A 26,005-nucleotide genomic window follows, 5' to 3' on the forward strand; every position below is an offset into this window, starting at 1 on the left:
CCCGAGCGCCCGTCAGCCGTCAGCCCTTCCTGCGGAACCAGCCCTTCGACGGCGGGGCGTCGGCCCGCCCTCCTCCGGTCGTGACCTCGATCCGCCGGGACAGCTCCCCGTTGCCCATCTCCATCAGGGTCGAGCAGATCGCACCCGCCCGACGTCTCCCGGCCACGGCCGCGACCGCCTGGTCGAGATCCTCCCCGGCCCGGAGGCGGTCGAGGTGGTGCAGGAACCGGGCAACGGCCTCGTCCGGTCGGTGCTCGCAGAAACCCCTGGTCAGCCGATCACGGACCTCGGGTGCCACACCGGTCACCGCGAGCCGCTGGATCAGCGCCGCCGCGCCCTTGGCACCGGTCGCCGCGACCGTCAGCTGGTCGACCAGCCGCTCGACCGCGAACCCGTACCCGGCGTCCAGCAGCGCGCGGACGAGCCTTGCCGTGGTCCCCGCACGCATGGTCAGGTCGGCGACCACCCAGATCGCTCCCACCGGGCGCCCCGGCACGTGCCTCGGGGTGGTCTCCAGGAGTTCGCCGACCCGAGCGGGCGTCTCGTCCGAGAGGACGGCGTCGACGATCCGGGCGGCGTCGTCGCGCTGACCGCACTCCATCAGTCTGCCGATCACCAGGACGAGTTCGGGCACCGGCCGCGCGACACCCAGGATCCGCCGCAGCTCCGGCGCCGGCGACCGGGCCAGCAACTCGGCGACCACCGCCGGCGGCCGGAACAGCACCGCCGTCGCCAGGAGGGCCCTGGCCGGTCCCCGCGAGGCGACGATCTCGGGAACAGGACGATCGGCTCCGAGCGAACGCAGCAGCGCCGACCGGTCGAGCGCCGTCGACGAGGCGAGCAGGTCCCGGTACCAGACCCCCACGTCCGTGCCCGCCGGGGCCTGGTCGAGCAGGGCCGCCGCGCGGTCGAACCGACCCAGGGCCATCAGGCCGGTCCAGACGGCGAAGGCGTCCTTCGCCCGCGCGAGTGCGCGGAGGAGGACCCCTGTCGTCAGCGGCGTTGCCCCGCCCCGAGTGACGTGTTCGACCAGCTCGACCGCCCGCCCCGGATCCAGCCCGGCGGCCAGGCCGTCCAGCATCCCGGCGATCTGCGACGGTCCCCGCCGGTCCACGTCGAGGAGCAGCCCGCCGACCGCCGCCGTCCAGTGGGAGTCCTCGACCGCGCCGGCCGCCCCGGCGAGGCCGACCAGCACCGACGCGACCTCGGCCACCGGGCGGTCACCCACGACCTGGCAGGCCGCCACGAAGTCGTCCGGGTAGCTCGCCTGGAACATCGTCAGGAACGCGGCCACCACCTCCGGCCGCTGCGAGCGCACCGCCGTGTCCCGGACGAAGTCCGCCGCGCTCCCGCCGCCCGAACCCCGCAACTCCGTCAGCAGGATCTCCAGTTCCAACGGCCCCACCGCACCGCCGTCCCCGTACACGGCCAGCAGGCACTCGACGGCCTCCGCCGACCCTGCCCGCCAGGCCTCCTGGAACAGCGCGCAGGCATGCGCGCGCACCCACGCGGAGACGCCCAGGGCCACGCGGCTCCCGGGCCTCGCGTCCCGCAGGTGCGTGATCCGGGGAACGGCCTCGGTCAGCGGGCCCGCCGTCAGGTACTCGCCGAGCAGCTGGTCGACCTGGTCGACCGGTACCGGGCCGTCCTCCTCCGGTTCGGTGTCGACGGCGAGCAGGAGTTCCGCCGCCAGCTCGGGCGTCCGCACCTGCACGGCCCGGGTGAGCAGGAACGCGGCTGCTCGAGCAGTCGCCCCGCCCTCCGGGGCCGGACGCCGAGCCAACCGGAGCAGATCGCGGGTGGGCCACGTCCCGGCCGCGGCGACCGCCACGTGCATGCCGAGTTCCGGCTGCCCGCCGGTCAGGAGCCGCTCGGCCACGAACCTCTGGTGGGCCGCGCCCCGCTCCTCACCGATGCGGTCGAGCAGCGAGCGGGCGTGCTCCCCGTGTCCCGCCCCGTGAAGCCACTCGATGATGTCGACCTGTGCCCGTGCATCCGCACCGACGACGATCTGGGCGAACAGCAGCCTGGTACCCGCCTGCCAGCCCCGGCCGAGGAGTTCGGCGAGCACGCCCTTCAGCGCCGAGTCGTCGCGCGCGAGGAGGCAGGCCGCCACCTGGGCACCCGTCCGCCTGCGCAGCCGGGGGCGGCCCGGCATCTCGACGAGTTCGGCGAGTTCGCTCGCCGGCCGGTCGCTCGACGCCAGCTGCTCCAGCATCGTGGACCGCCTCGCGTCGCTCGCGTGCTCCAGCAGGACCAGCAGGTCGGCCATGGGGCGCAGGTCGAGCGCCTTCTGCCGGAGGGCGACGGCCGTGGCGGGCTGGCGGACGCTCAGCTCCGCGGCCAGCCGATCGATCGCCGTGACGGGGAGGCGTTCCGCGAGTACCGTCAGTGCCTCGCCGACCAGGTCCGGCTCGTTCCGTGCCTCCAGGAGGAATTCCGCCACCTCCTCGACGTTCGACCGGCACAGCGCCGTGAGGACCCGTCCGAACAGATCCACCAGTCCGGTCGCCCGGAGGAAGGCTGCCAGCTGGGCCGCGGCCGCCGGGCGGAGCGGCTCGACCGCGCACCTCGTGACGGCCCTGCCGTCCTCGTCCGCCCCCGCCTTGTGCAAGCAGACCAACAGGGCGTACAGCACCGGGAGTTCGAGGTGCCCAGCCGCCTCGTGGACCGTACGCAGATGCCCGTCCTGACCGATGCGGCGCAGCTCGGTCATGAGGAGGTCCCGGTCGTCCCGCCCGGTCACGGCCACCCGGAGCACGAACGCGGCGTCCTCGTCGAAGCCCGACCGGGCCTGCCCGGCCGCCAGCCACGCGACGAGCCGAGCCATCGGCCCGGCGGCGATCTCCGACAGCACGGCGGCCCGGTGCTGCTCCCGCCCGGCCTCGGCCAGCAGGACGAGCAGGTGCTCCGTCGTGCGCGGATCCCCGGCTGCGGCAACCGTCCGCACCAGTCCGTCCGCCTGAGCCCGTAGGCCCGCCGCCTCCAGCGCGTCAAGCAGCCCGAGCAGGTCCTCCGCCGGGCGAGCCGCGACCGCCGAGCCGACCAGCCAGACCGCGCGCTCGACCTCATCGGCGCCGTGGAGGGCGACCGTCAGCTCGACCAGCGGCTCCACGGGCCGTCGATGCGCCGCCGCCGTCCACATCGCGTCGACCGCCGTACCGAGCATCGCCAGGCCGCTCAGCTTCAGCAGCTCAGCAGCCGACCCGACGACGGCGAACTCCTCCAGGTACTCCGTCCGGCCGGTGGTGACGACCTGGTGCACGGCGTCCGCCATCAGCTTGGCGGGGTCCTTGGCCACCTGCGGGAGTTCCGGGACCGCTGTCGGCGTGTTGTCGACGGAGACGACGACGGACACGACCGGCACGACAGGCACGACGGGCGCCCTCAGCGCCCCGGCGACCTCGAACTCCGTGTGCACGGCCTCGGTGAGGACCCGGACCTCCTGCGGCCTGCCCGGCTTCCGGTGCTCGCGGTGCAGCGCGCTGACCCGCTCCTGCACTCCGGCCCGCAACTCGTCCAGGTTCAACGGCCCCTCGTGCGAGACCAGCACCTCCCGCACCGCCCGCGAGAACAGGCTGAACGAACTGTCGCCCGCCTGTGCCGTCGACTCCTCCGCGGGCACGAAACGCGCCAACTCCCCTGGTGCGCACGCGTACAGGCGCGCGACCTTGCGGCCCGCCACCGCCCGCATCTTGTTCACGGACCAGCTCGGCGGCGGCCCCATCGCGTCCCGGATGCCCTGCCGGCACGCGTCGACCAGGAACAGCACCTGGGCGGCGGCGGTCTCCTGCAGCTCCTGCTTCCAGTCGATCGCGATGCAGCCCGACCGGTACGGCTTCAGCTCCGGGTGGATGTCCTCGGGCACCAGGTAGTCCTGCCCGTCCACGTGCGTGCCGTGCCCGCTCAGGCTGATCAGCAGCCGCTCCCCCGGCTCGGCGCGCGCCAGGAAACCGACCACCTCACCGTTGACGAAGTTCGCGGTGACCTGCCGCCCCTCCCGGGGCCGGGGCACCTCGACCCGGACCCCGCGCTCCCGCAGCGCCTCGCCCAGCTTCTCGATGTCCCGCAGCACGAACCGCAGCGGCGCCTCGTCGTACGCGCTGGCACCGATCAGCAGCGCCGAGAATCCCCCCACCCCGGCCCGTCACTTACCGAAGACGAAGGTGATCCCCCGGGTCCCCTTGACCTCGGACGAGCCGACCAGCTGGATGCCGCCCTTGGCGGACACCTCGAAGCTCAACTGCACTTCCTTCAGCGGCAGCGGGCCACCCCGCTCGGCGATCTTCTCGAACATCGCCTGCAACGAGTCGACGGTCTGCTCCAGGTTGTTGCGCAGCGTCCCGACGGGGATCCGGCGCAGCACGGCCTCCCGGTCACGCCGGAACATCCCCATGCTGTCGCTGTCCCCGGCCGCGTCCTCCTCGCCCTCCGTCACCCAGAACACCAGCGACTCGGACTCCGCACCCAGCTCCGGCTCGTCCACCATTCCCCCAGCCACCCCGACTTCAACGATCGACCGCCGCCACAGAATAGCGGGTGGGTGTTCGCCCGGCCTGCCGCCTCCGACTTTCGATTGCCACGGGCCCGCCGTCCACGAGCCGAACGGCCACACCGCGGTAGGTGATCACGCGGCAGGCCGGTTCGAGGAAGGCCTCGTGGATGTCGTCCGAACAGCTGCCGGGGGCGGTGGCGAGGGCGGCCGCTCCCCTTGACGCGGTCGCGATGATCCGCACAGACTGCGATGTCCGCCAGGTCGACATGATCCGGCGTCACCACACCATCTGGGGGATCCCGTGAACACCACCACCACTGCCGAGCAGCCCGTCCTCGTCATCGAGAACCTCGACCAGCCCGGCGACGTGGCCGCCTTCACCGCCGCCACCTTCTGCCGCGCCACGCCCACCGCCGGCTGGTGCATCCGCACCGCCCACACCGAGGCCTGAGCCCCACTCTCTCCGCCCCGCTCGCACCACCCGGAAGTACACCGTGAACCACACCGCGATCGAACAGCCCGTCCTCGTCGTCGAGAACCTCGACCGGCCCGCCGACACCATCCACTTCACCTGGCGCCACCAGGCGATCCAGGAGGGTGGGAGCGCCGGGGTGTCCGCCGCGTGACGGAGTTCCTCGGGTTCAAGCGCCACCTGCACGCCGAGGTGATCGCGGGCGACGCCACCTACCTGCTCTCCGAGCGGGAGGTGCTCGCCCTCCAGGGTGCGCACGTGGCCGCCGTCGCCCCGCTGCTGGACGGCAGCCGCGATCTGGCCGCCGTCCAGCGGGAGTTGGCGCCCGGGGTGCCGGCCGCCCAGGTCGAGGCGCTGGTCGGCGCGCTCGACCGGGCGGGACTCCTCGCGCGCCGGTCCGCGCCCGGTCCGGACGGGCCGGGCACCGCGGACGAGCACGCGCAGGAGGCCTACTGGGAGCTCACCGGGCTGCCCGGCGAGCAGGCCCGGGCCAGGACGGCCACCGCCGCGGTGGCCGTCCTGGCCACCCCCGGTGCCGAGCGCGCCGGCCTGGGCGCCGCGCTCGCCGAGGCCTGCCGCCAGGCCGGTCTGGCCGTCACCGACCCCGCCGACGAGGCCGCCGCCCTCACCGTCGTGGTCTGCGAGGACTACCTCTCCCCCGAGCTGGCGCGGATCGACGCCGAGCACCGCGCCTCCGGCCGGCCCTGGCTGCTGGTCCGCCCGGCCGCCGCCGAGCCCTGGGTGGGCCCGGTTCTGCGGCCCGGCGAGGGCGCCTGCTGGCACTGTCTGACCCACCGACTGCGCGCCCACCGCGCCTCGGAGCTCCCGGTGCGCCGCGCCCTCGGACTCGACGGCCCGGTCCCGCGGCCGAGCGCCGTGCTCCCGGCCGTCCGGGCCACCGCCCTGAACCTCGCCGCGCTCGAAGCGGCCAAGTGGCTGGCCGGGCTGCGCCACCCGGGCCAGTCCGCGATCCACACCCTGAACAGCGTCACCCTCGCCGGCCGCGACCACGAGGTGCGCCGGCGCCCGCAGTGCCCGCAGTGCGGGGAGCCGGAGCTGATCGCCCGGCAGGTGGGGCAGCCGCTGGAGTTCGCCTCCCGGCTCAAGGTCGCCGGGGCGAGCGGCGGGCACCGCTCGCGGACGCCCCGTCAGATGCTCGACCGCTACCAGCACCTGGTCAGCCCGGTGACCGGCCTGGTCCAGGAGCTGCGGCCGGAGCGGCGCGGCCCCGAGTTCCTGCACGGCTTCACCTCGGGGCGCAACCTCGCGATGGGCTCCGGCACGCTCAAGGGCCTGCGGGCCGGGCTGCGCAGTGTCAGCGGCGGCAAGGGCGTCACCGCGCTGGATGCCGAGGTCGGGGCGCTGTGCGAGGCGCTGGAACGCTACTCCGGCAGCCTGCAGGGCGACGAGCCCCGGATCCGCGAGCGCTTCAGCGCCCTCGGGCCGGAGGCCGTGCACCCCGACGACTGCCAGCTGTACGACCCGCGCCAGTACGACGGGCGCGAGGAGTGGAACGCCCGGCAGATGGCCTTCCAGCAGGTGCCCGAGCCCTTCGACCCGGACGTGCCGGTCGACTGGACCCCGGTCTGGTCGGTGCTCGACCGGCGGCAGCGGCTGCTGCCGACCGCGATGCTCTACTTCGACGGCGTGCTGCACGAGGGCGTGCCGCCGGTCGCGGGCAACCGCTTCGTGTACGCCGACTCCAATGGCAACGCGGCCGGCAGCAGCATCGAGGACGCGGTGCTGCAGGGCTTCCTGGAGCTGGTCGAGCGGGACTCCGTCGCCCTGTGGTGGTACAACCGCACCCGCCAGCCCGGCGTCGACCTGGCCCGGTTCGAGGATCCGTGGGTGACCGAGCTGGTCTCCGTGTACGCCTCCGTCGACCGCGAGGTGTGGGCCCTGGACCTCACCGCCGACCTCGGCGTCCCGGTGTTCGTCGCGCTGTCGCGCCGCACCGACAAGCCCGCCGAGGACATCGTGTTCGGCTTCGGCGCCCACTTCGACCCGGCCCTGGCGCTGCGCCGCGCGCTCACCGAGATGAACCAGCTGCTGCCCGCCGTGGTCGCCGCGACGGCGGACGGCGGCGGGTACGCGCTGAGCGATCCGGAGCTGACCTCGTGGTGGCAGGACGCGACGGTGGCCAACCAGCCCTACCTGCTGCCCGCCGCCGACCTGGCCGCCCGCACCCCCGCCGACTTCGGCTACCAACCCCGCGCCGACCTGCGCGAGGACCTGCGCGCCGTCGAGGAGTTGCTGCGCGGGCACGGGCTGGACCTGCTGGTGCTCGACCAGACCCGCCCGGACATCGGCCTGCCGGTGGTGAAGGTGATCGTCCCGGGGCTGCGGCACTTCTGGGCCCGCTACGCGCCGGGCCGGCTCTTCGACGTGCCGGTCCGGCTGGGCCGACTGGCCGCGCCGACCCGGTACGAGGACCTGAACCCGATCCCGCTATTCGTCTGAGTGAAGGCTCAGCGGGCCCTCGGAGGACGAACGGCGCCTCATCCGGTGGTGCGGGATCGGGGACGCCGCCGCCATCGCCGTCACAGCTGCCGCCGCCGGCCACGATGACTTCGCCCACGAGAGCCACATTGCGGTCCGCGCCGCCAGCCCGGCCCTACGGGTCGTCCGCGCGGACGAAGTCCGCCCCGGTGCCCTGACCTTTCGGACTCGGGTGCTGCCGACCGCCCGGCCAGGGGCCGCCGGTGTGAACCGGCGGTGTGTCAGCTCGGTGGGCAACCGCGACCCCGCCCGTGTGATCGACAGTGACGGATGGCGATCCCTCGCCGAGAGACCCCCTTCCCTTTCTGGAGTTGATCGTGACGCTCACACTGTCGGAGGTCGCCGACCGGCCGGGCTCGACGCACGGGCACCATCCCGGCTCGTCCGGGCGTCGGAGCCGGGTGTCGGCCATGGCGGCCGCCGTGTTCTGCGCCGCGGCCGTCGCCCCGCTGGCGCTGCCCGCGCCCGCCCACGCACAGGGCACCTGCACGGTGTCCGGCCCCACCACCACCTGTACGTTCGCCTCCACCGGCGCCGAGCAGACGTTCACCGTGCCCGGCGGTGTCACGCAGGTCGACGTCACGGCGATCGGCGGGGCCGGCGGCGTGGAGGACAACGGCGTCGGCGGCGGCCGGGGCGCCCAGGTGTCCGGCACCCTCACCGGGCTCTCCGGCGGGCAGACCCTCTACGTCGAAGTCGGCGGCACCGCCACCGGCGGCAGCCAGTGCGCCGGTAGCGCGCAGTGCACCGGCGGCTTCAACGGCGGTGGCAGCACCCACTTCGGCGGAGGCGGCGGCGGCGCCTCCGACGTCCGCACCCAGCCCGGCACCACGCCCCTCACGACCACCGACTCCCGCCTCATCGTGGCCGCGGGCGGCGGCGGAGCCGGCTGGGCCGGCCAGTGCAACGGAAGCGCGGGCGGAGACGCCGGCCAGCCGGGCACGGACGCGACCTGCAACGGAGGACACGGCGGCGGGGCGGGGACGTCCACCCAGGGCGGGGCCGGCGGAACCGGCGGTGGCGGAGTGTTCGGCGGTGGGCCCGGCACGCTCGGTACCGGCGGCACCGGCGGCGGCCCGGGCGCCTCCCTGACCGGCGGTGCCGGCGGCGGCGGCTACTACGGCGGAGGCGGCGGCGGCAACATCAACCCCTTCATCAGTCCCAGCGGCGGCGGGGGCGGCGGCGGCGGAGGCTCGTCCCTCGTCCCCGCCGGCGGCACCGGCCCCACCGCCACCAGCGCCACCCCGAGCATCACCATCAGCTACACCACCCCGGGCAAGCCCGTGAAGACGACCCTGACCGCGATGCCCTCCCGCACCCGGGTCGGCGCTCCGGTCGTGCTCAGTGACATCGTCTGCCCGGCCAGTACGAGCGCCACGACCAAGCCGACCGGCACGGTCACGTTCACCGACACCACCACCGGCACGACCCTCGGCACCGGACACCTGTTCCTCTCCCTCGGCAACTGCGCAGCGACCGGGACAGTCACCGCCTTCCACACCACCGGCACCCACACCATCACCGCCGTCTACAGCGGCGACACCGTCTACCAGGGCAACAGCACCAGCCCCGAGACCACCACGGTGACGGTGACGGCCTGACAACGCCGCAGAAGCCCCGGCCCCGCCGTGAGGCGGGGCCACGCACCGCGGTATCGAGCCCAGCTGACAGCGGTCCGAACAGTCCCAGGTTGTGACTCAGCACGTTACTTGTCGCCAACAGCGCCATTCGACGTGCAGCTCTCCGGGTCGGTCAGCATGACAACTGTCAGTGAACCAGCAAGGAATCTGACGGTTGGTTCCCGTTCAGCGCGCATGCGGTCGTCAACTCGGTGACGCGTGGCGCGGCCGGCCGCTGAGTACGAAGTCGCGGTACTCGTCCTGGGCCATCCCCTGATTGACCCAGCGGCCACGAACGGCTCCAGTCCGGTGCTCCGCAAGGGCGAGGGCGTCATGTGCCTCTGTTGCCACGGCGATCTCCAGGCCGAACTCGTCGTCCTCGTTCTCGGGGTCCAGCGGCGGGAACTCGACGAGGTCGCAGAAGTTTTCGCTCCCGACGTCCGCCGACATGTGGAGAACGACCTTGAACTCCGAGCCGATCGGAACAACCTCGACCCAGCGGACCCCGGGAGCATGAGCATCACCGACCGAGCCGAGGAACTGTTCGACCGATCGACCGCGGGTCAGGGCACCGATAGCAAGGGACTCGACTAGGTAGCGCACCTGGGCAGCCTAAAGGGCCGTCCTGTAATTGATCTCGGAAGGGTCCGGGAGCCAGCAAGCGGCCCTCAGGACGCCGGCGCAGGGAGAGGCCTGCTCCCGAGGGCTTCGGCGAGGGCATTGCTTTGGGTTCGAGTGAGGCTGAGTGCCCACAACACAGCCGATTCCTCAGTGTGCTGGTGACTGCGACCATTCAGAGGGGAGTCGACACCACCACGGCGCCTGGCGGCAGGCCGTCTGTTCCGAAGGAGATGGTCAGCCGTGTCCTGGGCAGAGTCCTCGGGTGCTCCGATGACCGTCAGAGCAGCGTTCACTCATGCTGGCGCTTCCGGCGGCAACTCGTCATCGGCGAGCAGTGGTAGCAGAAGCAAGAGTCGGGCCGCGGTGTCGTGCACGCCGAGTTCGGTCGGGTTCGGAGTCTCGGCGATGTGCGCGATGTCGCGCCAGGACAGGCCTGGGCCATACCAGTCGCCGTCATAGGTCGACAGGTCCTCTTTCCGAGGCCAAACCGGTTGGGTCAGCAGGTAGTCGACCCCGAAGTCGCCGATGAGGTTCCGGTAGACGACGACGGCGCTGTGACCGCCCTTGAACGGGATGCGGAGGGCCGGCCAGGCTTGGTCGTCCAGGAGGACTTCGGCCAGGGCGTCTGTGTCGGCACCGTCGTCACCGAACCACTCGGGTGCTGGCCGGGTCTCACCCGGGGTGAACCGGCACATGGCCAGCAGGTGACTGGACCAGAACCCGGCGCGCTGAAGCAGCCACTCACCCGCGACAAGCGGTCCGTAGTCGTATCCCTTGATCAGCACGGACCAGAGTGTCTCAGGTTCCACCGACAGCTCTCCGCCGCCGGGCCTTCGGGGATAGCTGGGGCAGGCTTTGGAAGTCGAGGGAGAGGTCGCGCTTCAGCTGAGGCCGTAGGTGGACGACAGATCCGGTACTGACCCGACAGTTAGCGTGCTGAGTCACACAGGTGCCGTCCGAGCCGGGCTTGAGTTCCGCCGACTGGGCTGATCAACCGCCAGATGAAGCGCTCAGTCACAAGCACGCGAGATGTCGCACCGGATGCAACACCGCTCGTCATACCGGCGGAGAGCACTTATTCCCGATGTGTCGTATCCCTAGCCAGCGAGGCGAAAGCTGCTAGAGCATCAGGAGGAGGGAGCCTCCGGTGGCATGCCGTCGGCGAGCGGGATCAGGTGAGCTTGCGAACTGACAAGCCAGTAGGCAGCTGCGCTGCGCGCGAGCAGGTGCTGATCGAGCCCACCTTGAGCCTCGAGCTCGCCCCTGCCGGTCTCCGCTGCCCGGACTTGGAATCCATTGAGGACCTACGGGTGGAACCGCCCGGGACGGTCGCACGGAGAAGCTACTTGTGTGCCATCACGTGGCACCAGTGAATTCTTAGAAGCATAAGTGGCAGGACGCATAGCCCACACTCAAGAGGATGGGCACGTCCCGCCGCTTGGCTTCATTCATCGCCTCCTCTCCCCATGGCCACCAATCCACCGGATTGGAAGCATGCTGGAGCAGGTACGGCGACGTCGCGTTCGCGAGTCGGTTCATACCGGCATCGTCGCACGATCCGGACCGTCCAGCCCAGCAATCTCGGGGCGACTCGGGGTACGCGCTGAAGGAACGCCAAGGCCAGTAGCGTCTGCCGGTGCGGCCCTACAGGAGCCGCGGATCTCCCGGACGCGAGGGTCGTCGCCGCAGGGTCCGGACTCACGCGCAGCACCTGGGCCGCCCGGGTACGGCATAGCAGGTCCACGACCAGCCCGGTCGGGCACAGCAGGTGCAGCTCCGCCCCTGCTTCGCGGGCCTGCAGGCGGGCGCGGATGAGGGCGTTGAGGCCGCCGGAGTCGCAGAACGCGACCCGGGACATGTCCACCACCAGTTCCCCCAGGACGGCAAGCGTGCTCAGCCCGCTCTCCACAGCAGCGGCCAGCGACCGAGCGGTGTCCTGGGGCGAGGTCGCCCACTGCGTCCAGCAGGAGGTCGCCTGATCCCGGCCGCAGCTGGATGGTAGGGGCGGGCAGGTCGAATTCGGCGGGGACGGCCACTTGGTACTCCATGCGGCCGCGGTCTCGGCGGCCCGGGGTGCGCCCGCGAAGCGGACGTCTGACCTGACGGCCCGCGTGCGGGGGCACAGTCCCGCCGTAGCGGGCCGAGCGCTCTGGTAGAGCACCCGCACGCACAGGCGCACCGCCGGCGGGCGGGCGCGACCAGGTCAAGAGCGAGGTGGGACGGCGCAGTTGCGCGCTTGGCGCGCGGCTTGTGCGGTCCGGCCCACAAGGAGGACGGACCTTGACAGGGTTGCTTCGGCGTCCACGGATACGGCGCTCATGACGCGGGCGGTCGCGGAGCGAGGGCGGGCACGCCCGCTGTGGGGGGCGTAAGCATGGTCCGACCAAGGAGAAGCATGCCTGGCCCGTGGCGCCGCCGCGGAGCACGCGTCATGACCGGGCAGAACGGTTGCAGACACCCCGGGCGTGAACTCCGGGGATGGCTGCAGGCGGCCTTTCCGGGCGTCCCCGCACTGGTCCCCGCCAGTGCGGCAGACCAGCGATCGGGGCGGCGTGCGATGAGCGCCTGGCACTCGCCGCAGGGCGGCAGGTGGGTCAGGTGTCGGCGGCGGGTTTCTGGCCGCGCTGGGAGCGGCGGAGTTGTTCGTTGATGCGCAGGGCTTCTTCGAGTTGGTCTTCGAGGATGACGATGCGACAGGCGGCCTCGATGGCGGTGCCCTGGTCGACGAGGTCGCGGGCTCGCATCGCGATGCGCAGCTGATAGCGGGAGAAGCGGCGGTGGCCGCCGCCGGAGCGCAGCGGCGTGATGAGGCCCTGCTCGCCCAGGGCGCGCAGGAAGCCGGCGGTGGTGCCGGTCATCTCGGCGGCGCGCCCCATGGTGTAGGCGGGGTAGTCGTCGTCGTCGAAGGAGTCGGGGGTCTCGGGGGTGTGGGGCCTGTCGGTCGTCGTAGTCACTGCACCTCTCTTGGTTCCTGGGGAACGCGTCGAGGGGCCCCGGCGCCGTGGCGGCTCCGGGGCCCCGAAGGGGAAAAAACACCATCTACCGGCCTGGGCCGGGTTCCTTGTTCCGCTACTCCCCGGGGGAGGGGAAGTGCGGGGATCGCGTATGCGTGACCGGAAACCACCGTCCTCTTGCTCAAAAGGGGGTCTGCGGTGTCCGCCCGGGTGACGTCTTCACGGGCCGGGCGATCCTGATGGCGCTCTGTCCCTCCGTTCATCCTCTGTACTGACTGATTAGCGAACTGCTCGGTACTGCTGAACTTCAACTGCCTGGTCCGACAGCCAGCCCCGTTGCCCGTCCTGCTCACCTGCTCGGCTTGGAACCCCACTGCCGGACTCCCAGCACGCGCGCCCGCAGCCTGGCGCCTTCACTGGGATACCGCGTACCGCGACTGCTGGTACCGCTCAACTCAACTTCACTTGCTGGTACTGCACCTGCATCTACCGCGGTACCGCTCCTTGGCGGGCCCCTGATCACTGCGGGCCGCCCGGCCCGGCCGCCGGTCCTGTCGCCTTACTGCACCATCCTGGCTTCAGGACCCTGCCACCGTGCCGACCTGCGAACTTCCGTACTACTGCCCGCCAGTTCGTGTCTGGCGGGTACCGCTTGACCGCGTTTACGAGAGAAACACTAGCCACGACACCAGGCAATGTCTACTCCAGCGAGCACAGATTTTTCCGTGTCCGCCGGGGAGGTATTCTCCGTCCCGCGCGGGGGCCGGACGGACCGGGCCCGCAGGCGCAGCCGCATGACGGAGGAAGCCGCGCTCAGCGGCTCAGGACCGCGAACGGATCGAACGGGAGGCGAACAGTGGAAGGGCGGCAGACCGCGCCGCACGGGCGCACCCCCGACCCGCATACCAAGGCGTCGCTGGTGGCCGCCATCGGCGAAGCCGTCCGTGACCGGGACGAACGGGTCCTGCGCCGGCTGCTGGCCCGCTTCGCCGAACAGGCCGCCATCGCCGATCTGCCCGCCCTGCGCGACGCCCTCGACACCGCCCGGTGCCACGGCGGCTGTCCGTCGGTACCCCGGTAGCCGGCCCGGTACCGCGCATCCGGGGGCTTCTGCCGGATCTGGCGGAGTGCGCGGACGCTGCGGCGCTGTACGCACTGCGCGACGCGTTGGCCAACGGCCCACCCGCCGCAGCGCGACCAGGTCCGCCAGCCCGGTCCGGCGCGGGTGGGCCGGGTCCGACCGGTCTTCGGGTGACCTCGCATGGGTTGGACCTTCGGGAACCGGGAGAGGCCGCGGCCGGATGAGGGGATCGAGGGCCTGGCGCGGCAGGCCCAAGGCATGGAGCCGGCCGGACGCCGGCGTGGAGGAGGGGTGCCGACTGCTGGTGTGGTTGGAACCGGCGCGGGAGTTGGTGTCCGCCCGCAGACGGGGGCACCCTGAGAGATACGGACCACCGGCCACGGGCCCGACCCGCGACCGGCACAGCGGCGTGAAGGGAGCCTCAATGATCCAGGTAGGGGACATCCGCGAGTGGCGCACCCACGACGTCGTGGACACGGGGGCCACAAGATCGGCACGCTGGAGGCGATCTACGTGGACACCAGCACCGACGAGGCGGCCATGGCCACCGTGCAGGTCGGCCTGCCCACCCGCCACCGCCTGGTCTTCGTACCCCTCGACGGAGCAACGGTGGGTCCGGGATACGTCAAGGTCGTCTACGACAAAGCCCTGGTGAAGGACTGCCCCGCGATCGGCACGGACGACGTCCTGCCCGCCGAGGACGAGGAAGCGGTCTTCCGGCACTACAACCTCGCCTACCAGAGCGGCGCCGCCGGCGAGCGCCAGCTCGCCCGCCGCTGACCGATCACACCGGCCAAGGAGGCATGTCATGGCCCTGTTCCTCCTCGTGGTCCTCATCGCCATCGTGCTCGGCCTCGTCGGCGCCGTCGTCCACGGGCTGATCTACCTGCTCGCCATCGGCATCGTGCTCCTCGTCGCCGACGTGGCCTTCCTCGCCGTGCGCTCGACCAGGCGCCAACGTGCCCTGCGCTGACAGGCCGCCCCGCACTCGGCCCCCGCCGCGGGCTCGGGCGTTCTCCGACGTACGACCGAGACCGCCTTCGCCTCGCAGATCCCCCTCCCCCAGCCCCTGGACACCACCCCCGAAGCCGCCCGCCGGCATACCGGCGCCGCCCTCACCAGCCTCGACGGCGAGCGCCTGACGTGCCGCGTGCTGACCCAACTCCCCCATGGCTACGCGTTCCTGTACGGCTGCGCCGACCTGACCGTCGCCGCTTGGCGAAGCGAACAGCGGCAGGTTGCACCGCGAGAGCCGCCCGTCAGGCTCGGCACCCCACAACTCGGCCTGGAGCCGGGGTGATGCTCAGCGGCTTCCAGACCGCAACTTGGCGCGGCCCCGACTCCTCGCTCCGCTCACAGCCTGGCGATCGGACTCACGACCAGCCCGCCTCACCCGGCTCCAGCCTCGAAGCGGGCGCTTGGCCTCCTACTCACCGTCTCAGGTGTCGGAGTAGCCGAGGTCCCCGATTGTCCAGCTGCTGATGTCTTCGATGGCGATGCGGTACATGCCGCCGGTGTGGGGCAGGGCGAAGTTGCCCTGCAGGATTTTCGCGCGGTGGAGGTGGAGGTGGGTGGGCCGCGCGGGCGGGCCTTCGGCGGGCGGCGCGAAGAGAGCGGCGAACGGCTTCAGGTGCTCAGAGGCCTGAAGGACCTCCGCCACCCGCTCCCACCACAGGGAAATCGGCGCGAGCCGGCCGGTGATCACTGCGCCGGGGACCACCACGGTCAAGGACATTTGGTTGCTGTGCTCGGACTCGACCATCGCGGCGATGTCGACGAGCAGCCCGTCAGGGTTCGACATGAGTCCCAGATTAGGACACGGCGGTCGGTGTCCGGGAGTCCGCCTCAAGGCGGTGACTGCAGTGCGCGCGGGGTGTCGCCGGCCTACGCGGCCGGGCTTCGACGGGTCCCCGCTGCCGCGAAGGCAGGCCGGCTGCTGCGCGGCGCACGGCATGACGGCCGGCCCGTGAGGGCCGGGGTGGTGCCGGAATCGCGCTGGCCCACGGTGACGAACAGCTCGGTTCCACGGGTGGCGACGGTGAAGCCCGCGGAGTTGAGAACCTCCGACAAGGCCAGGGTGAGCGCACTGCGGATGCCGCGGAACTCGGTGCGTCCGGCGGCTTCGGCGGGATGCGGGAAGGCGTGGAGCGTCGGCCCGATCAGGTCCTCGCCCGGCCGCCATCATGTTCCGTTCCGGCTACCGCCGGGGCAGGGACCGGCGAGGCCCGTTCGACCTGGCTGTCGGGGTCAATGGCCGGGGCAAGAGCCCCCAGATGATGCCGAGGCAACGGTGCGCCGTCGCCTCGGCGCGGGGACCGCCCGCGAGCGGTGCGGCACGTTCGGCCGCGAAGCGCGGGGCGCCCGGGGTCAGAGTTTGAACATCGCGGCGTACGGCTGGGTGATGCGTTCCTGCCTTGATCCGAAGTCGACGAGTACGGCGATGTCGCCGTCGCCTTCGACGCCGATGGCCCGGCCGAGGCCATAGCGGTCGTGGGTGACTCGGTCGCCGACGGCGAACCACTTGAGCGGCGCCTGGACCCGGACTTTGAAGGGGCTGGTGGGCAGGGGCCGGCGGACTGCTGCTGATTTCGTCATTCCTTGCAGTATGCGCCGAAAATCGCGGGAGCGGGGCCTTCCGGTGGAACTCGAATGTGAACGGGTCGGAATTTGAATCGTGCCGTCCCCTGTCTCCACCGGAACCGGTGGCGGGGCCGAGCCGGGGCCAAAATGGCGAGAGTCCACGCGGCGTACCTCGGGGATCGCCCATGTCACGCTGCCAGTGGAGCCGCCGCCCCGGACAAGCGCTATGCCGTCAACCACCCTGCCCGCAGCGAGCGTTGGCGTCCCTGGCAACTCGGGGGCGGCGGGCCCGAGGGGAGGCCCCTGCAAAACCGGGAGTGAAATAATCCACCACGGAAGGCCGGGGCCTGCTAGAGTCGTCTTAGTTGCAGTACTGGTTCCCATGAACTTTGTGTGCGCCTGCTGATGTTTCGCAGGCGTATTTCTGTTTCCCGGCTCTTCCCCGGGTGGGTCATCATCGCGGCACTCGAAGCCCGCACTGTGCGTGCTTCGGACAGCCCCTTGAAGGAGATTTCTTTATGGCTAATGGCACTGTGAAGTGGTTCAACGCGGAAAAGGGCTTCGGCTTCATCGAGCAGGACGGTGGCGGCGCTGATGTCTTCGCCCACTACTCGAACATCAACGCCAACGGCTTCCGTGAGCTGCTCGAGGGCCAGAAGGTCGAGTTCGACGTCACGCAGGGCCAGAAGGGCCCGCAGGCCGAGAACATTCGTCCGCTGTAGTTTTTCTGCTGACGACGCACCCGCCTGGCAGCGAGGGGCCCGCACCGCGTACACGCTCGGTGCGGGCCCTTCCGCATTACACACCCCCGGCCGTTCAGGCCCCCTGGCTTCGCCACTGGCGGCCATCCCCACGCGAGACGCCCAGCGCCGCGTCCGGATCGGCGCCCTGCCGTGAGATCCCACGGTTCGAGGTTCGCGCTCCCGACCTTCTCGGTGAGCGCCGACCGCAGGTGACGTGCCGCACGGTTCTTCCGTCCACGCCCGCCCGCCACACACTCTGGCCCGTTCCCTTGCGGTCTCCGCCGGCGCCCCGCGCTGCGGAGCCTTCCTCGTGACGTGCCGCCCTGAGGAAGGTCTCCACATGAACCGCTCCAGTCGCCCCTCGTACCAGAGCTCCAAGTCCCGCTCCGGCGGCAGTTCCTTCTACGGCGACCGGCCCGCCGGCGGCCGCACCTCCTCCGGGCGCGGTGGCCGTCAGAGCTCCTCCCCGCAGGGTGAGTTCGCGATGCCGGTCAGCACCACCCCGGCGCTGCCGGCCGTCGAGTCGTTCGACGAACTGGACATGCCCAAGGCACTGCTGGCGGTGCTGACCCGACAGGGCGTCACCGCGCCGTTCCCGATCCAGGCCGCGACCCTGCCGAACTCGCTGGCCGGGCGTGACGTCCTCGGGCGGGGCCGCACCGGCTCCGGCAAGACCATCGCGTTCGGTCTCGCCGTGCTGGCCCGCATCGCCGGGCAGAAGGCCGAGCCCCGCCGCCCGTTGGCGCTGGTGCTGGTGCCCACTCGCGAGCTCGCCCAACAGGTGACCGACGCGCTCACCCCGTTCGCCCACGCGGTGCGGCTGCGGATGGCAGCCGTGGTGGGCGGCATGTCGATCAGCTGCCAGGCCCAGGCGCTAAACCGTGGCGCCGAGGTCGTGGTGGCCACCCCCGGCCGGCTCAAGGACCTGATCCAGCGCGGCGACTGCCAGCTCGACGGCGTCGGCATCACGGTACTCGACGAGGCCGACCAGATGGCCGACATGGGCTTCCTGCCGCAGGTCACCGAGCTCCTCGACCAGGTCGCCGAAGGCGGCCAGACGATGCTGTTCTCCGCGACCCTGGACCGCAACGTCGACCGGCTGGTGCGCCGCTTCCTCAAGGACCCGGTGACCCACTCGGTGGACCCGTCCGCCGGGGCGGTCAGCACCATGGAGCACCACGTGCTGCACGTGCAGAACTTCGACAAGAACGCCACGATCGCCCACATCGCCTCTCGTGACGGCGGGGTGATCATGTTCACCGAGACCAAGCACGGCGCGGACCGCCTGGTGCTGGACCTGCTGGCGAACGGGGTGAAGGCCGCGGCGCTGCACGGTGGCAAGTCCCAGCCGCAGCGCACCCGCACGCTGGAGCAGTTCCGCAACGGCCAGGTGACCGCGCTGATCGCCACCAACGTCGCCGCGCGTGGCATCCATGTCGACGGGCTCGACCTGGTCGTCAACCTCGACCCGCCGGCCGACCACAAGGACTACCTGCACCGCGGCGGGCGCACGGCCCGTGCGGGCGAGTCCGGCACCGTCGTCACACTGGTGCTGCCCAACCAGCGCCGCGAGATGGCCCGCATGATGGCCACCGCCGCCATCACCCCCGTCACCACCAAGGTCAGTGCCGGCGACGAGGAGCTGGCCCGGATCACGGGCGCCCGCGTGCCCACCGGCATCCCCACCGTGATCGCCGACCCCGTCGTCGAACGCCCGCGCCGCAGGCCCTCCGCGAGCCGCAACCGCCGCGGCCGACCCACCCAGGCCGGCCGTCCCACCCAGGCCGGCCGCACCCCGCGGACCGCCGCCGGCTCGCGCAGCGCGGCACCGAAGCGAGTCGTCCTCGCCGCCTAGGACACCGCACCCCACCGCAGCACCCGGACCGCCGCCACCACCGGCGGGAGCGACGCGAAGGAGTCCGCCCATGACCACCACCCTCGAACGCCCCACGGCCACCACCACGGTCAGCGACCTCATGACCACACCTGACCTGCAGATCAGCGACGACGTCACCGCCGACGCCGCGATGGACATCCTGAACGGCTCAGGTGCCGACCACGTCCTGGTCCGCGACGACGACGGCCGCTGCGCCGGGCTGCTCACCCGCCTGCACCTCGCGCCGTTCCAGGCCCGCTCCTGGTACACCGAACGCACCGCCGTGCGCGACATCGTCCTCGACCGCGCCCCGTTCGCCACCCCCGACATGCCGGCCGACCGCGCGGCCGACGCCATGCGCGCCCGCAGCCTGACCACCTGGCCGGTGGTGGACCACGACGGCCACGCCATCGGCCTCTTCAGCCTCTAGGAGCAGCGGCCGGCGCCGACGTGCCGGCTTCCACTCCGCTGTGGGCACCTGCCGCGGCGGCTCGGCCGAGGGTGACGCCGGCCTCGCCGTCATGTTCTCCGGCCGTGCCCCGGCTCCTGCCGTAGTGGGTCTGACACCGTGTCGGAGTAGGCTGGAGTCACCGAAGGCACTTCGTGAACTGGCCCCGATACTGGTTTCGTCTCCGGCGACCACCAATCCCGGGCCCATGTGAGTGGGCTCGGAGACGGGTCCATGACATGACTGTCACCTTCGATCGCTTGCAACCCGCTGAGGTACCCGCACAGCCGGGTGCTGCACCGGCCCTCCGGCTCTCACTCACCCCCGACGGCGCCTCCCGAGGCCGCCTGGACGGAGCATGGTGGCCGCGCTCGTACGATCTCCTCACCGAACTACCCTCGCTGGCGGCTGAGTTGGATGCGCGGTGGGGGCGTGTCACGCGCGTCGTGCTGAACCCCACGCACTGGCCCGTGATCCCCCGCCTGATCCCCGTCGCCGGCCACGTGGTCCACGGCGGCTGGTTCCTCCAGGAGCAGGACGAGAACGAGGTCATGGTGCGCTCCTACGCACCTCGGCGCCTGGATCTGCTGGTCGTCCCGCCGCACACCGGCGAGGCCGAGGCAGCCGACCTGATGACCGCCGCAGCCGATCCCGCGAACACCCGCACGGCGAGCGAACTGCTCGTGGGGTGGCCGGCGGTAGACGGCATGGCGGCCGCCGAACCGGACGGGCCGAAGCGCGTCGTCCCCGGACTGTCGCTCACCGCCACCTCGTAGTCGCCGTCACCCGGCGGCCAGGTCACCCCCGTGGACACTTCGGGCAGCGACCTGGCCGTCGGGTGGCGCAGCGCGACGCGACCGCCCAGGGTTCGGCGCGCTCGCGAACGAGAACATCGACCGCGAGTTCGTCCCGCTCGGCCCTCACCTCGTCCGACCGCTTGACCAGCCGCCTCTCCAGCTCGTCCAATTCCGCGCGGCGATCCGTTCACAGGAGAAGCTCCGGGCCGCGAGGTGCTGACCAGGTGTACGGCACTGCGGCGACCGTATCCTGACACCGGCGTCGGCGGTCCGCGTCGGCCGGCTCCGTGGGGAGGACGCCATGGCGCTCGACGAGCGGGAGCTGCTGACAGGAAAGGCTGTTCGAACCAGCGAGCTGATCAGCTGCTGGAGCCGTACTTTGCGGGGCGCCGGTTCAGGTCTCCGGCCAGCGGATCTGCGTGACTTGGCCGACGCGATCCGTCGCTTCTGCGGCCTTGTCACCGCCCGGCAGACCGTCCTCGACGGATACGCCGGCCTCCGGATACCACTGCCGCAACTGCCCCACCGCTGCGTCGAAGCCTGCCCCCAAGACCACACGACCGCTGACCGAATGCCGTCCATGCCGACCCGGTAACACTCCTGGCCGGCGCTCATCTCGCGGCAGTCATCCATTACCAGCGAGAGCGGCCTGAGCCGACAGCGCCGTGGACAGTGGAGATTCGTTCGGCGCACGGCGCGGGTCAGGGGTGCCGCACGGGCGGCGGGGGTGTTCCGCCCGCGCGGCACGGTTTCCTCTGGGGCACCAGGCCGATGGGGGGTCAGGCCTGGAGTTCCTTGTGGTCGCTGCCGCCGCTGATGTGGATCTTGCGGGGCTTGGCGGTCTCGGCGACCGGGATGGTGAGGGTGAGTACGCCTGCCTCGTAGGAGGCGGTGATGTGCTCGGTGTCGAGGGCGTCGCCGAGGAACAGCTGCCGGGAGAAGACGCCGAGGGGGCGTTCGGAGAGCTGGACCTCGGCGTTGTCGCCGCGCTGCGCGGGGCGGCGCTCGGCCTTGACGGTGAGCGTGCTCTTCTCGACGTCCAGGTCGATCGCGTCGGGGCTGACGCCGGGGAGGTCGAACTGGACGTAGAACGTGTCGCCGTCGCGCCAGGCATCCATCGGCATCGCGGACGGTCGCGACCACGTGCCGGTCGTGCCGAAGAACTGCTGGGTGAAACGGTCCAGCTCGCGGAAGGGGTCAGTGCGCATCAACATTGTCGAGTACCTCCTCGTCGTATCAACGGGCGACTTCGACGCGCTCACGCATCCGCTCAGGCATGTCACCTGTCAGTGACATGTCGCCGAATAGATGACATGGCGGATGGCAAGGCGTCTTGGGGAGTCAGGGCTCCGGCGTCGGTGGCCTTCCGTGGACAGGCCACCGAGGGGCGGGGTGTGGAGCGGCGCGGGCTGTTGGTCGCTGCCACAGCGCGATTACCGACGGCGACGCACCGGGCCGCCCGGCTAGGGCGAAGACCATGCGTGACAAGTCCAACTCCGGTCTGCCGTGCCGCGAGCCGAAGGGCTGCGACCAAGTCGGGCCCACAGCTGGTACGGAACCCTGATCGGCATGGTGTCGGCTCGCGCGGGGTCAGGTCACGCCGCTGCGGGGACGGCCTGTCCGCTCTCCACGGGCGACGGCTGTCCGGCCTCGCCGGCCCGGATGGTGATCTTGCGGGCCCGGGAGGCCGAGGCGGTGGGGACGGTGAGGGTCAGGACGCCGTCCTGCAGGTGGGCCGTGATACGGCCCGGGTCGAGGCTTTCGGCCAGGTGGATCCGGCGCTCGGACGCCCCGTGGGAGCGCTCGGCGAGCTGGGTGCGCGCGTGCTCACTGCGGGGGGCGGGACGGCGTTCGGCCTTCACGGTCACCATCCGCCCCAGTGCCTCGACCTCGATCGCCTCCAGCGGGACGCCGGGCACATCGAGCGCGATCACGAAACGGTCGTCCTCGCGCCAGGCGTCCATCGGAATCGGGGCCGGCCGCGACCCGGCTGTGGGGGGCGCCTGGTGGGTCACCGCAGTGCGCATGGACATCGTCGGACACCTCCGGTCCAGAAGCTCTTGTTCGCACCGGTGCGGTGCGACACGAACCGTTGTAGCATGTCATCCAGACGATGACAAACACCCAGTCAGCGAAAGAGTGACGACATGGATACGCAGGACACCGGCACGGCCGGGGTCGGCCCGGCCTCGTTCCTGGCCGCCGCTGCCGCGCTGGGCATGATGGACGCCGCTGCCCGCACCGCCCGCCACGCACCTCCGGACGACGCGGGCCAGCACGACCCGGGCGGTGCGCTGTCAGCGCTCCTGCTGCTGCGTCACCTGCGTGAGGAACTCGCCGGCTGGGAGAGCGGTCTGATCGAGACCGCCCGCGGGGCCGGCGCCACCTGGGCCGACCTTGCCGAACCGATGGGCGTCCAGAGCCGCCAGGCCGCCGAGCGCCGCTACCTGCGCATGCGCCCGAACGCCGACGCCGGCACCGAGGCTGGCAGCACCGGCGAGCAGCGCGTCCAGGCGGTCCGCGACCAGCGTGCCGCTGACCGCGCGGTGACCACCTGGGCTCGCGACAACGCCGCGGACCTGCGCCGCCTCGCCGGGCAGATCGGCGCCCTGGACGGCCTCACCACCTCGGCGGCGCCCGCCATAGAACGCCTGCTGGACGCGCTCGGCGACAACGACCCCGCCCGCCTGCTCGCCCCGCTCGCCGAGACCCGGCCCTTCCTGGAAGCGGACCACCCGACGATCGCCGGCCGCCTCGACGAGCTCACCACCCGAACCGGCCAGCTGCGGGCCGACAGCGGACGGCAGCGCCGCACACCCCCGGCCGGTCCGTGACCACCCCCGGTAGCGCCCCATCCGGGCCGCGGCCTACGCACAGCTGACCCGCTCCAAAGTCGAAGGCCCGCCCCGGCAGGCAGAGCGACGGCCGACGCCCCGGGCCCTCATGTGAAGACCATCCGTACTCCGATCCCAGCCGACGCCCATGACTCCAGCCGACCTGCAGCAGCTGCTGATCACACGCACCCCCGAGATCCCGGGCATCGCCGCCGCCGACAGGCGCGGCGACGACAGCCCCTACGGACTGGCCGTGACCCTGGACGGGGGCGGCCAGGTGTGGTGGAGCATCACCGGTGCCAGCGGCTCCGCCCCCGCCCAGGCCCCCGCTGGTACTGCCACCGAGAAGACGCAGGTGCCGGACCTGACGGGCCGGCCTGTTGCGGTTGCCCTCGTCGAGCAGGCCTTGGTCGCCACCGCCACGGCCGACGGCGCGTCCAGTGACGTTGTTCGCGTCGACCGGTACAGCACACGCCCGGATCCGCCGGCAGTGCGCTACGGCGCGACGCTGGAATGCCGCGACGGCTGGAAACTCTTCCTGTCCTGCTACGGCACCGCCCGCCCCGGCACCGCCCGCCCCGAACAGCCCTACCAGCCCCTCAGCCACATCTGACTACCCCCGGAGCCGACCGCGCGGCACGCCCGCCCGGCCTGCCCCGGCGACTTGCCCCGACCCGAACCCTTTCCACCGAAGGAGACGCCTCCCGTGGCCAGCCCGACCCAGACGCTGGAGTTCCAGGCGGAGACCCGCCAGCTGCTGCAGCTGGTGATCCACTCGATCTACTCGAACAAGGACATCTTCCTGCGTGAGCTGATCTCCAACGCCTCCGACGCCCTCGACAAGCTCCGCCTGGAATCCCTCACCGACACCGATCTCGACGTCGACACCTCCGACCTGCACATCAACTTGGAGGTCGACAGGGCGGCCCGCACCCTGACGGTTCAGGACAACGGCATCGGCATGACCCGCGACGAGGTCGTCGAGCTGATCGGCACCATCGCCAAGTCCGGCACCGCCAGCCTGCTGGCCAAGATCAAGGAGGCCAAGGACGCGGACGCGGCGCAGCACCTGATCGGTCAGTTCGGCGTCGGCTTCTACTCGGCGTTCATGGTCGCCGACAAGGTCACCCTGCACACCCGCCGGGCCGGCACCGAGCAGGGCACCGCCTGGGAGTCCGACGGCGAGGGCACCTACACCATCGCGCAGGCCGAGGGCCTGCCGGTGGGCACCTCGGTCACGCTGCACCTCAAGCCGGCGGACGGCGAGGACGGGCTCGGCGACTACCTCGCGGCGTGGAAGATCCGCCAGATCGTCAAGCAGTACTCGGACTTCATCCGCTGGCCCATCCGCATGGCCACCGAAACCACCAGCAGCGCCGGCACCGACGAGCCTGCAGCCGAGGAGGGCACTGAGCCCGCCACCGGGGACAGGGCCGCCCCCGAGCTGGAGACGCTGAACTCGATGAAGGCGCTGTGGGCACGCCCGCGCTCGGAGGTGTCCGAGGCCGAGTACCGCGAGTTCTACCAGCAGATCAGCCACGACTGGCAGGCCCCGGCCGAGACCATCCACATGCGCGCCGAGGGCACCTTCGAGTACGAGGCGCTGCTCTTCGTCCCCGCCCACGCCCCGTTCGACCTGTTCTCCCGCGACACCAAGCGCGGCGTGCAGCTGTACGTCAAGCGCGTGTTCATCATGGACGACTGCGAAGCGCTCATGCCGAACTACCTGCGCTTCGTCAAGGGAGTCGTCGACGCCCACGACCTCTCACTGAACGTCTCCCGCGAGATCCTGCAGCACGACCGCCAGATCACCGCCGTCCGCCGGCGCCTCGTCAAGAAGGTGCTCGGCGCGGTCAAGGACATGCAGGCCAAGAACACCGAGGCCTACACCACGCTGTGGGAGCAGTTCGGCCGGGTCCTCAAGGAGGGCCTGCTCGAGGACCGCGACAACACCGACGCGCTGCTGGAGCTGGTCTCGGCCGCCTCCACCCACGACCCGCAGCAGGCGACCACGCTGCGCGAGTACGTCGCGCGGATGAAGGACGGCCAGGACACCATCTACTACCTGACCGGTGAGAACCGCCAGATGGTGGAGAACTCCCCGCACATGGAGGCCTTCACCGCCAAGGGCTACGAAGTCCTGATCCTCACCGACCCCGTCGACGAGGTCTGGACCGACCAGGTGCCCGCCTTCGACGGCCACTCCTTCCAGTCCATCGCCAAGGGCCAGGTCGACCTCGGTGACGAGGCCGACGGCAGCGACGAGGAGAAGGCCGAGAAGGCCCAGCGCGTACAGGACTTCGCCGCCCTCCTCGGCTGGCTCGGGACCACCCTGGCCGAGCACGTCAAGCAGGTCCGCCTCTCCACCCGGCTCACCACCTCCGCGGCCTGCCTGGTCGGCGACGCGCACGACCTGACCCCGACCCTGGAGAAGATGTACCGGGCCATGGGCCAGGAGCTCCCGCCGGTCAAGCGGATCCTGGAGCTCAACCCGACGCACCCGCTGATCACCGCCCTGCACCAGGCGCACAACGCCAACGCCGACGACCCGGTCCTCACCGACATCGCCGAACTCGTCCACGGCAGCGCCCTGCTCGCCGAGGGCGGCGACCTGCCCGACCCGGCGCGCTTCACCCGCCTGCTGACCGACCGCCTCACCCACACCCTGTAGCCGTCCGCGGGTGCGGCTCGCCGTTGTCGGCGGTGCAAAGCGGGCCGCACCCGCACCCGGCCAGGACCGCCAGGGCCTGCAGCACCCGCGCGCCTGAACCGCGCCGGGCGTGCGCGCGAGTGCTCTCGATCCTTGCGCATCACCACCGCAGGAATGCAGCCCGCAGCACCGCTCCCATCGCTTCGGCAGCCGGCAACGGACTCCGGCCACCGCCGACAGACACCCGACCGACCAAGGACATCCGCACGTGTACGAGTACACCGACCGCAGGAACCGCACGCTGGCCGACCGTGTCGCTGCCGCCGCCGAGCGTCG

Annotated in this window: 24 protein-coding genes and 3 pseudogenes; 16 read left to right on the forward strand and 11 right to left on the reverse strand. The window is 71.5% G+C overall.

Translation table 11 applies throughout. The features are described 5' to 3' along the window. Window positions 1–19 precede the first annotated feature (19 nt). Together ACFVXG_RS00800 and ACFVXG_RS00805 are read right to left on the reverse strand one after the other, a co-directional pair. Window positions 20–4,138, reverse strand: a complete 4,119-nt coding sequence (locus ACFVXG_RS00800; RefSeq protein WP_387922965.1) for a caspase family protein — start codon at window positions 4,136–4,138, stop codon at window positions 20–22. 9 nt (window positions 4,139–4,147) lie between these two features. Next, window positions 4,148–4,489, reverse strand: a complete 342-nt coding sequence (locus ACFVXG_RS00805) for a hypothetical protein (protein ID WP_387922967.1) — start codon at window positions 4,487–4,489, stop codon at window positions 4,148–4,150. A 307-nt stretch (window positions 4,490–4,796) separates the two neighbouring features. On the opposite strand from ACFVXG_RS00805, the gene ACFVXG_RS00810 reads away from it, so the two are divergent. From ACFVXG_RS00810 to ACFVXG_RS00825, 4 genes are all read left to right on the forward strand, one after another. After that, complete coding sequence (locus ACFVXG_RS00810; protein WP_387922969.1) at window positions 4,797–4,946, forward strand: hypothetical protein; 150 nt, start codon at window positions 4,797–4,799, stop codon at window positions 4,944–4,946. A 43-nt stretch (window positions 4,947–4,989) separates the two neighbouring features. After that, the gene (locus ACFVXG_RS00815) at window positions 4,990–5,121 is read left to right on the forward strand and encodes a hypothetical protein (protein ID WP_387922971.1); all 132 of its coding nucleotides are present in this window, start codon (window positions 4,990–4,992) and stop codon (window positions 5,119–5,121) included. Beyond that, window positions 5,118–7,427, forward strand: coding sequence for a TOMM precursor leader peptide-binding protein (locus ACFVXG_RS00820; RefSeq protein WP_387922972.1), 2,310 nt, complete (start codon window positions 5,118–5,120; stop codon window positions 7,425–7,427). The genes ACFVXG_RS00815 and ACFVXG_RS00820 overlap by 4 nt, the downstream gene beginning before the upstream one ends. A gap of 356 nt (window positions 7,428–7,783) precedes the next feature. Next, window positions 7,784–9,067, forward strand: a complete 1,284-nt coding sequence (locus tag ACFVXG_RS00825; protein ID WP_387922974.1) for an Ig-like domain repeat protein — start codon at window positions 7,784–7,786, stop codon at window positions 9,065–9,067. Window positions 9,068–9,289: 222 nt separating this feature from the next. Here ACFVXG_RS00825 and ACFVXG_RS00830 read toward each other — a convergent pair whose 3' ends face one another. From ACFVXG_RS00830 to ACFVXG_RS00845, 4 genes and pseudogenes are all read right to left on the reverse strand, one after another. Further along, complete coding sequence (locus tag ACFVXG_RS00830; protein WP_387922976.1) at window positions 9,290–9,688, reverse strand: hypothetical protein; 399 nt, start codon at window positions 9,686–9,688, stop codon at window positions 9,290–9,292. A 311-nt stretch (window positions 9,689–9,999) separates the two neighbouring features. Continuing rightward, window positions 10,000–10,491 carry a hypothetical protein gene (locus ACFVXG_RS00835; RefSeq protein WP_387922978.1) on the reverse strand — a complete coding sequence of 164 codons (492 nt, stop codon included), beginning with the start codon at window positions 10,489–10,491 and terminating at the stop codon, window positions 10,000–10,002. A gap of 607 nt (window positions 10,492–11,098) precedes the next feature. Beyond that, a pseudogene (locus tag ACFVXG_RS00840) lies at window positions 11,099–11,245 on the reverse strand (DUF255 domain-containing protein); the annotation flags it as partial. Between the two features lie 214 nt (window positions 11,246–11,459). Next, window positions 11,460–11,615: pseudogene (locus ACFVXG_RS00845) on the reverse strand (STAS domain-containing protein); the annotation flags it as partial. Between ACFVXG_RS00845 and ACFVXG_RS00850 the strand changes: the two are divergent. Further along, complete coding sequence (locus tag ACFVXG_RS00850; protein WP_380529385.1) at window positions 11,563–11,685, forward strand: hypothetical protein; 123 nt, start codon at window positions 11,563–11,565, stop codon at window positions 11,683–11,685. The pseudogene ACFVXG_RS00845 and the gene ACFVXG_RS00850 overlap by 53 nt on opposite strands. Before the next feature lie 615 nt (window positions 11,686–12,300). Here the strand turns inward: ACFVXG_RS00850 and ACFVXG_RS00855 are convergent. After that, window positions 12,301–12,582: a MerR family transcriptional regulator gene (locus tag ACFVXG_RS00855; RefSeq protein WP_387923844.1), complete on the reverse strand. Its 282-nt coding sequence runs from the start codon at window positions 12,580–12,582 to the stop codon at window positions 12,301–12,303. A gap of 934 nt (window positions 12,583–13,516) precedes the next feature. Between ACFVXG_RS00855 and ACFVXG_RS00860 the strand changes: the two genes are divergently transcribed. From ACFVXG_RS00860 to ACFVXG_RS00870, 3 genes and pseudogenes are all read left to right on the forward strand, one after another. Continuing rightward, a complete protein-coding gene (locus tag ACFVXG_RS00860) occupies window positions 13,517–13,741 on the forward strand; it encodes a hypothetical protein (RefSeq protein ID WP_380528172.1) in 225 nt (74 codons plus the stop codon). A gap of 424 nt (window positions 13,742–14,165) precedes the next feature. Further along, window positions 14,166–14,521, forward strand: a pseudogene (locus tag ACFVXG_RS00865) (PRC-barrel domain-containing protein). A gap of 28 nt (window positions 14,522–14,549) precedes the next feature. Next, a complete protein-coding gene (locus tag ACFVXG_RS00870; protein ID WP_387922980.1) occupies window positions 14,550–14,714 on the forward strand; it encodes a hypothetical protein in 165 nt (54 codons plus the stop codon). Between the two features lie 465 nt (window positions 14,715–15,179). Here the strand turns inward: ACFVXG_RS00870 and ACFVXG_RS00875 are convergent, their stop codons facing one another. Both ACFVXG_RS00875 and ACFVXG_RS00880 read right to left on the reverse strand, forming a co-directional pair. Beyond that, complete coding sequence (locus ACFVXG_RS00875; protein ID WP_387922982.1) at window positions 15,180–15,542, reverse strand: hypothetical protein; 363 nt, start codon at window positions 15,540–15,542, stop codon at window positions 15,180–15,182. A 566-nt stretch (window positions 15,543–16,108) separates the two neighbouring features. Beyond that, window positions 16,109–16,336, reverse strand: coding sequence for a hypothetical protein (locus ACFVXG_RS00880; protein WP_387922983.1), 228 nt, complete (start codon window positions 16,334–16,336; stop codon window positions 16,109–16,111). Between the two features lie 503 nt (window positions 16,337–16,839). Here ACFVXG_RS00880 and ACFVXG_RS00885 point away from each other — a divergent pair. From ACFVXG_RS00885 to ACFVXG_RS00905, 5 genes are all read left to right on the forward strand, one after another. Next, on the forward strand, window positions 16,840–17,043 hold the full coding sequence (locus tag ACFVXG_RS00885; protein WP_099897249.1) for a cold-shock protein: 204 nt from the start codon (window positions 16,840–16,842) through the stop codon (window positions 17,041–17,043). A 361-nt stretch (window positions 17,044–17,404) separates the two neighbouring features. Then, entirely contained in the window at window positions 17,405–18,919 is a 1,515-nt protein-coding gene (locus ACFVXG_RS00890; RefSeq protein WP_387922985.1) for a DEAD/DEAH box helicase, read from the forward strand. Between the two features lie 70 nt (window positions 18,920–18,989). Further along, the gene (locus tag ACFVXG_RS00895; protein ID WP_387922987.1) at window positions 18,990–19,370 is read left to right on the forward strand and encodes a CBS domain-containing protein; all 381 of its coding nucleotides are present in this window, start codon (window positions 18,990–18,992) and stop codon (window positions 19,368–19,370) included. A 257-nt stretch (window positions 19,371–19,627) separates the two neighbouring features. Further along, the gene (locus tag ACFVXG_RS00900) at window positions 19,628–20,164 is read left to right on the forward strand and encodes a DUF5994 family protein (RefSeq protein WP_387922989.1); all 537 of its coding nucleotides are present in this window, start codon (window positions 19,628–19,630) and stop codon (window positions 20,162–20,164) included. Between the two features lie 322 nt (window positions 20,165–20,486). Next, window positions 20,487–20,780 carry a hypothetical protein gene (locus ACFVXG_RS00905; RefSeq protein WP_387922991.1) on the forward strand — a complete coding sequence of 98 codons (294 nt, stop codon included), beginning with the start codon at window positions 20,487–20,489 and terminating at the stop codon, window positions 20,778–20,780. Window positions 20,781–20,964: 184 nt separating this feature from the next. On the opposite strand, the gene ACFVXG_RS00910 is transcribed toward ACFVXG_RS00905, so the two are convergent. Next, entirely contained in the window at window positions 20,965–21,399 is a 435-nt protein-coding gene (locus ACFVXG_RS00910; RefSeq protein ID WP_387922992.1) for an Hsp20/alpha crystallin family protein, read from the reverse strand. 381 nt (window positions 21,400–21,780) lie between these two features. Beyond that, on the reverse strand, window positions 21,781–22,218 hold the full coding sequence (locus ACFVXG_RS00915; RefSeq protein ID WP_380528159.1) for an Hsp20/alpha crystallin family protein: 438 nt from the start codon (window positions 22,216–22,218) through the stop codon (window positions 21,781–21,783). A 114-nt stretch (window positions 22,219–22,332) separates the two neighbouring features. On the opposite strand from ACFVXG_RS00915, the gene ACFVXG_RS00920 reads away from it, so the two are divergent. The 3 genes from ACFVXG_RS00920 (at window position 22,333) to htpG (ending at window position 25,690) form a co-directional block, all read left to right on the forward strand. Continuing rightward, a complete protein-coding gene (locus ACFVXG_RS00920; RefSeq protein WP_380528156.1) occupies window positions 22,333–23,019 on the forward strand; it encodes a type III effector protein in 687 nt (228 codons plus the stop codon). Window positions 23,020–23,167: 148 nt separating this feature from the next. Beyond that, on the forward strand, window positions 23,168–23,632 hold the full coding sequence (locus ACFVXG_RS00925) for a hypothetical protein (protein WP_387922995.1): 465 nt from the start codon (window positions 23,168–23,170) through the stop codon (window positions 23,630–23,632). Between the two features lie 93 nt (window positions 23,633–23,725). After that, window positions 23,726–25,690, forward strand: coding sequence for a molecular chaperone HtpG (gene htpG / locus ACFVXG_RS00930; RefSeq protein ID WP_387922997.1), 1,965 nt, complete (start codon window positions 23,726–23,728; stop codon window positions 25,688–25,690). The last annotated feature ends 315 nt before the right edge of the window (window positions 25,691–26,005 follow it).

It is taken from the genome of Kitasatospora sp. NPDC058162 (assembly GCF_042884005.1).
In the GTDB taxonomy this organism is placed as follows: Bacteria; Actinomycetota; Actinomycetes; order Streptomycetales; family Streptomycetaceae; genus Kitasatospora.

Bases quoted from the DNA above. Each gene is read 5' to 3' on its own strand.
- ACFVXG_RS00805 (WP_387922967.1), bottom strand. From the start codon at position 4,489: ATGGTGGACGAGCCGGAGCTGGGTGCGGAGTCCGAGTCGCTGGTGTTC.
- ACFVXG_RS00850 (WP_380529385.1), top strand. From the start codon at position 11,563: ATGTCCACCACCAGTTCCCCCAGGACGGCAAGCGTGCTCAGCCCGCTC.
- ACFVXG_RS00855 (WP_387923844.1), bottom strand. From the start codon at position 12,582: ATGGGGCGCGCCGCCGAGATGACCGGCACCACCGCCGGCTTCCTGCGC.
- ACFVXG_RS00870 (WP_387922980.1), top strand. From the start codon at position 14,550: ATGGCCCTGTTCCTCCTCGTGGTCCTCATCGCCATCGTGCTCGGCCTC.
- ACFVXG_RS00875 (WP_387922982.1), bottom strand. From the start codon at position 15,542: ATGTCGAACCCTGACGGGCTGCTCGTCGACATCGCCGCGATGGTCGAG.
- ACFVXG_RS00880 (WP_387922983.1), bottom strand. From the start codon at position 16,336: ATGACGAAATCAGCAGCAGTCCGCCGGCCCCTGCCCACCAGCCCCTTC.
- ACFVXG_RS00885 (WP_099897249.1), top strand. From the start codon at position 16,840: ATGGCTAATGGCACTGTGAAGTGGTTCAACGCGGAAAAGGGCTTCGGC.
- ACFVXG_RS00890 (WP_387922985.1), top strand. From the start codon at position 17,405: ATGAACCGCTCCAGTCGCCCCTCGTACCAGAGCTCCAAGTCCCGCTCC.
- ACFVXG_RS00895 (WP_387922987.1), top strand. From the start codon at position 18,990: ATGACCACCACCCTCGAACGCCCCACGGCCACCACCACGGTCAGCGAC.
- ACFVXG_RS00900 (WP_387922989.1), top strand. From the start codon at position 19,628: ATGACTGTCACCTTCGATCGCTTGCAACCCGCTGAGGTACCCGCACAG.
- ACFVXG_RS00905 (WP_387922991.1), top strand. From the start codon at position 20,487: ATGGCGCTCGACGAGCGGGAGCTGCTGACAGGAAAGGCTGTTCGAACC.
- ACFVXG_RS00910 (WP_387922992.1), bottom strand. From the start codon at position 21,399: ATGTTGATGCGCACTGACCCCTTCCGCGAGCTGGACCGTTTCACCCAG.
- ACFVXG_RS00915 (WP_380528159.1), bottom strand. From the start codon at position 22,218: ATGTCCATGCGCACTGCGGTGACCCACCAGGCGCCCCCCACAGCCGGG.
- ACFVXG_RS00920 (WP_380528156.1), top strand. From the start codon at position 22,333: ATGGATACGCAGGACACCGGCACGGCCGGGGTCGGCCCGGCCTCGTTC.
- ACFVXG_RS00925 (WP_387922995.1), top strand. From the start codon at position 23,168: ATGACTCCAGCCGACCTGCAGCAGCTGCTGATCACACGCACCCCCGAG.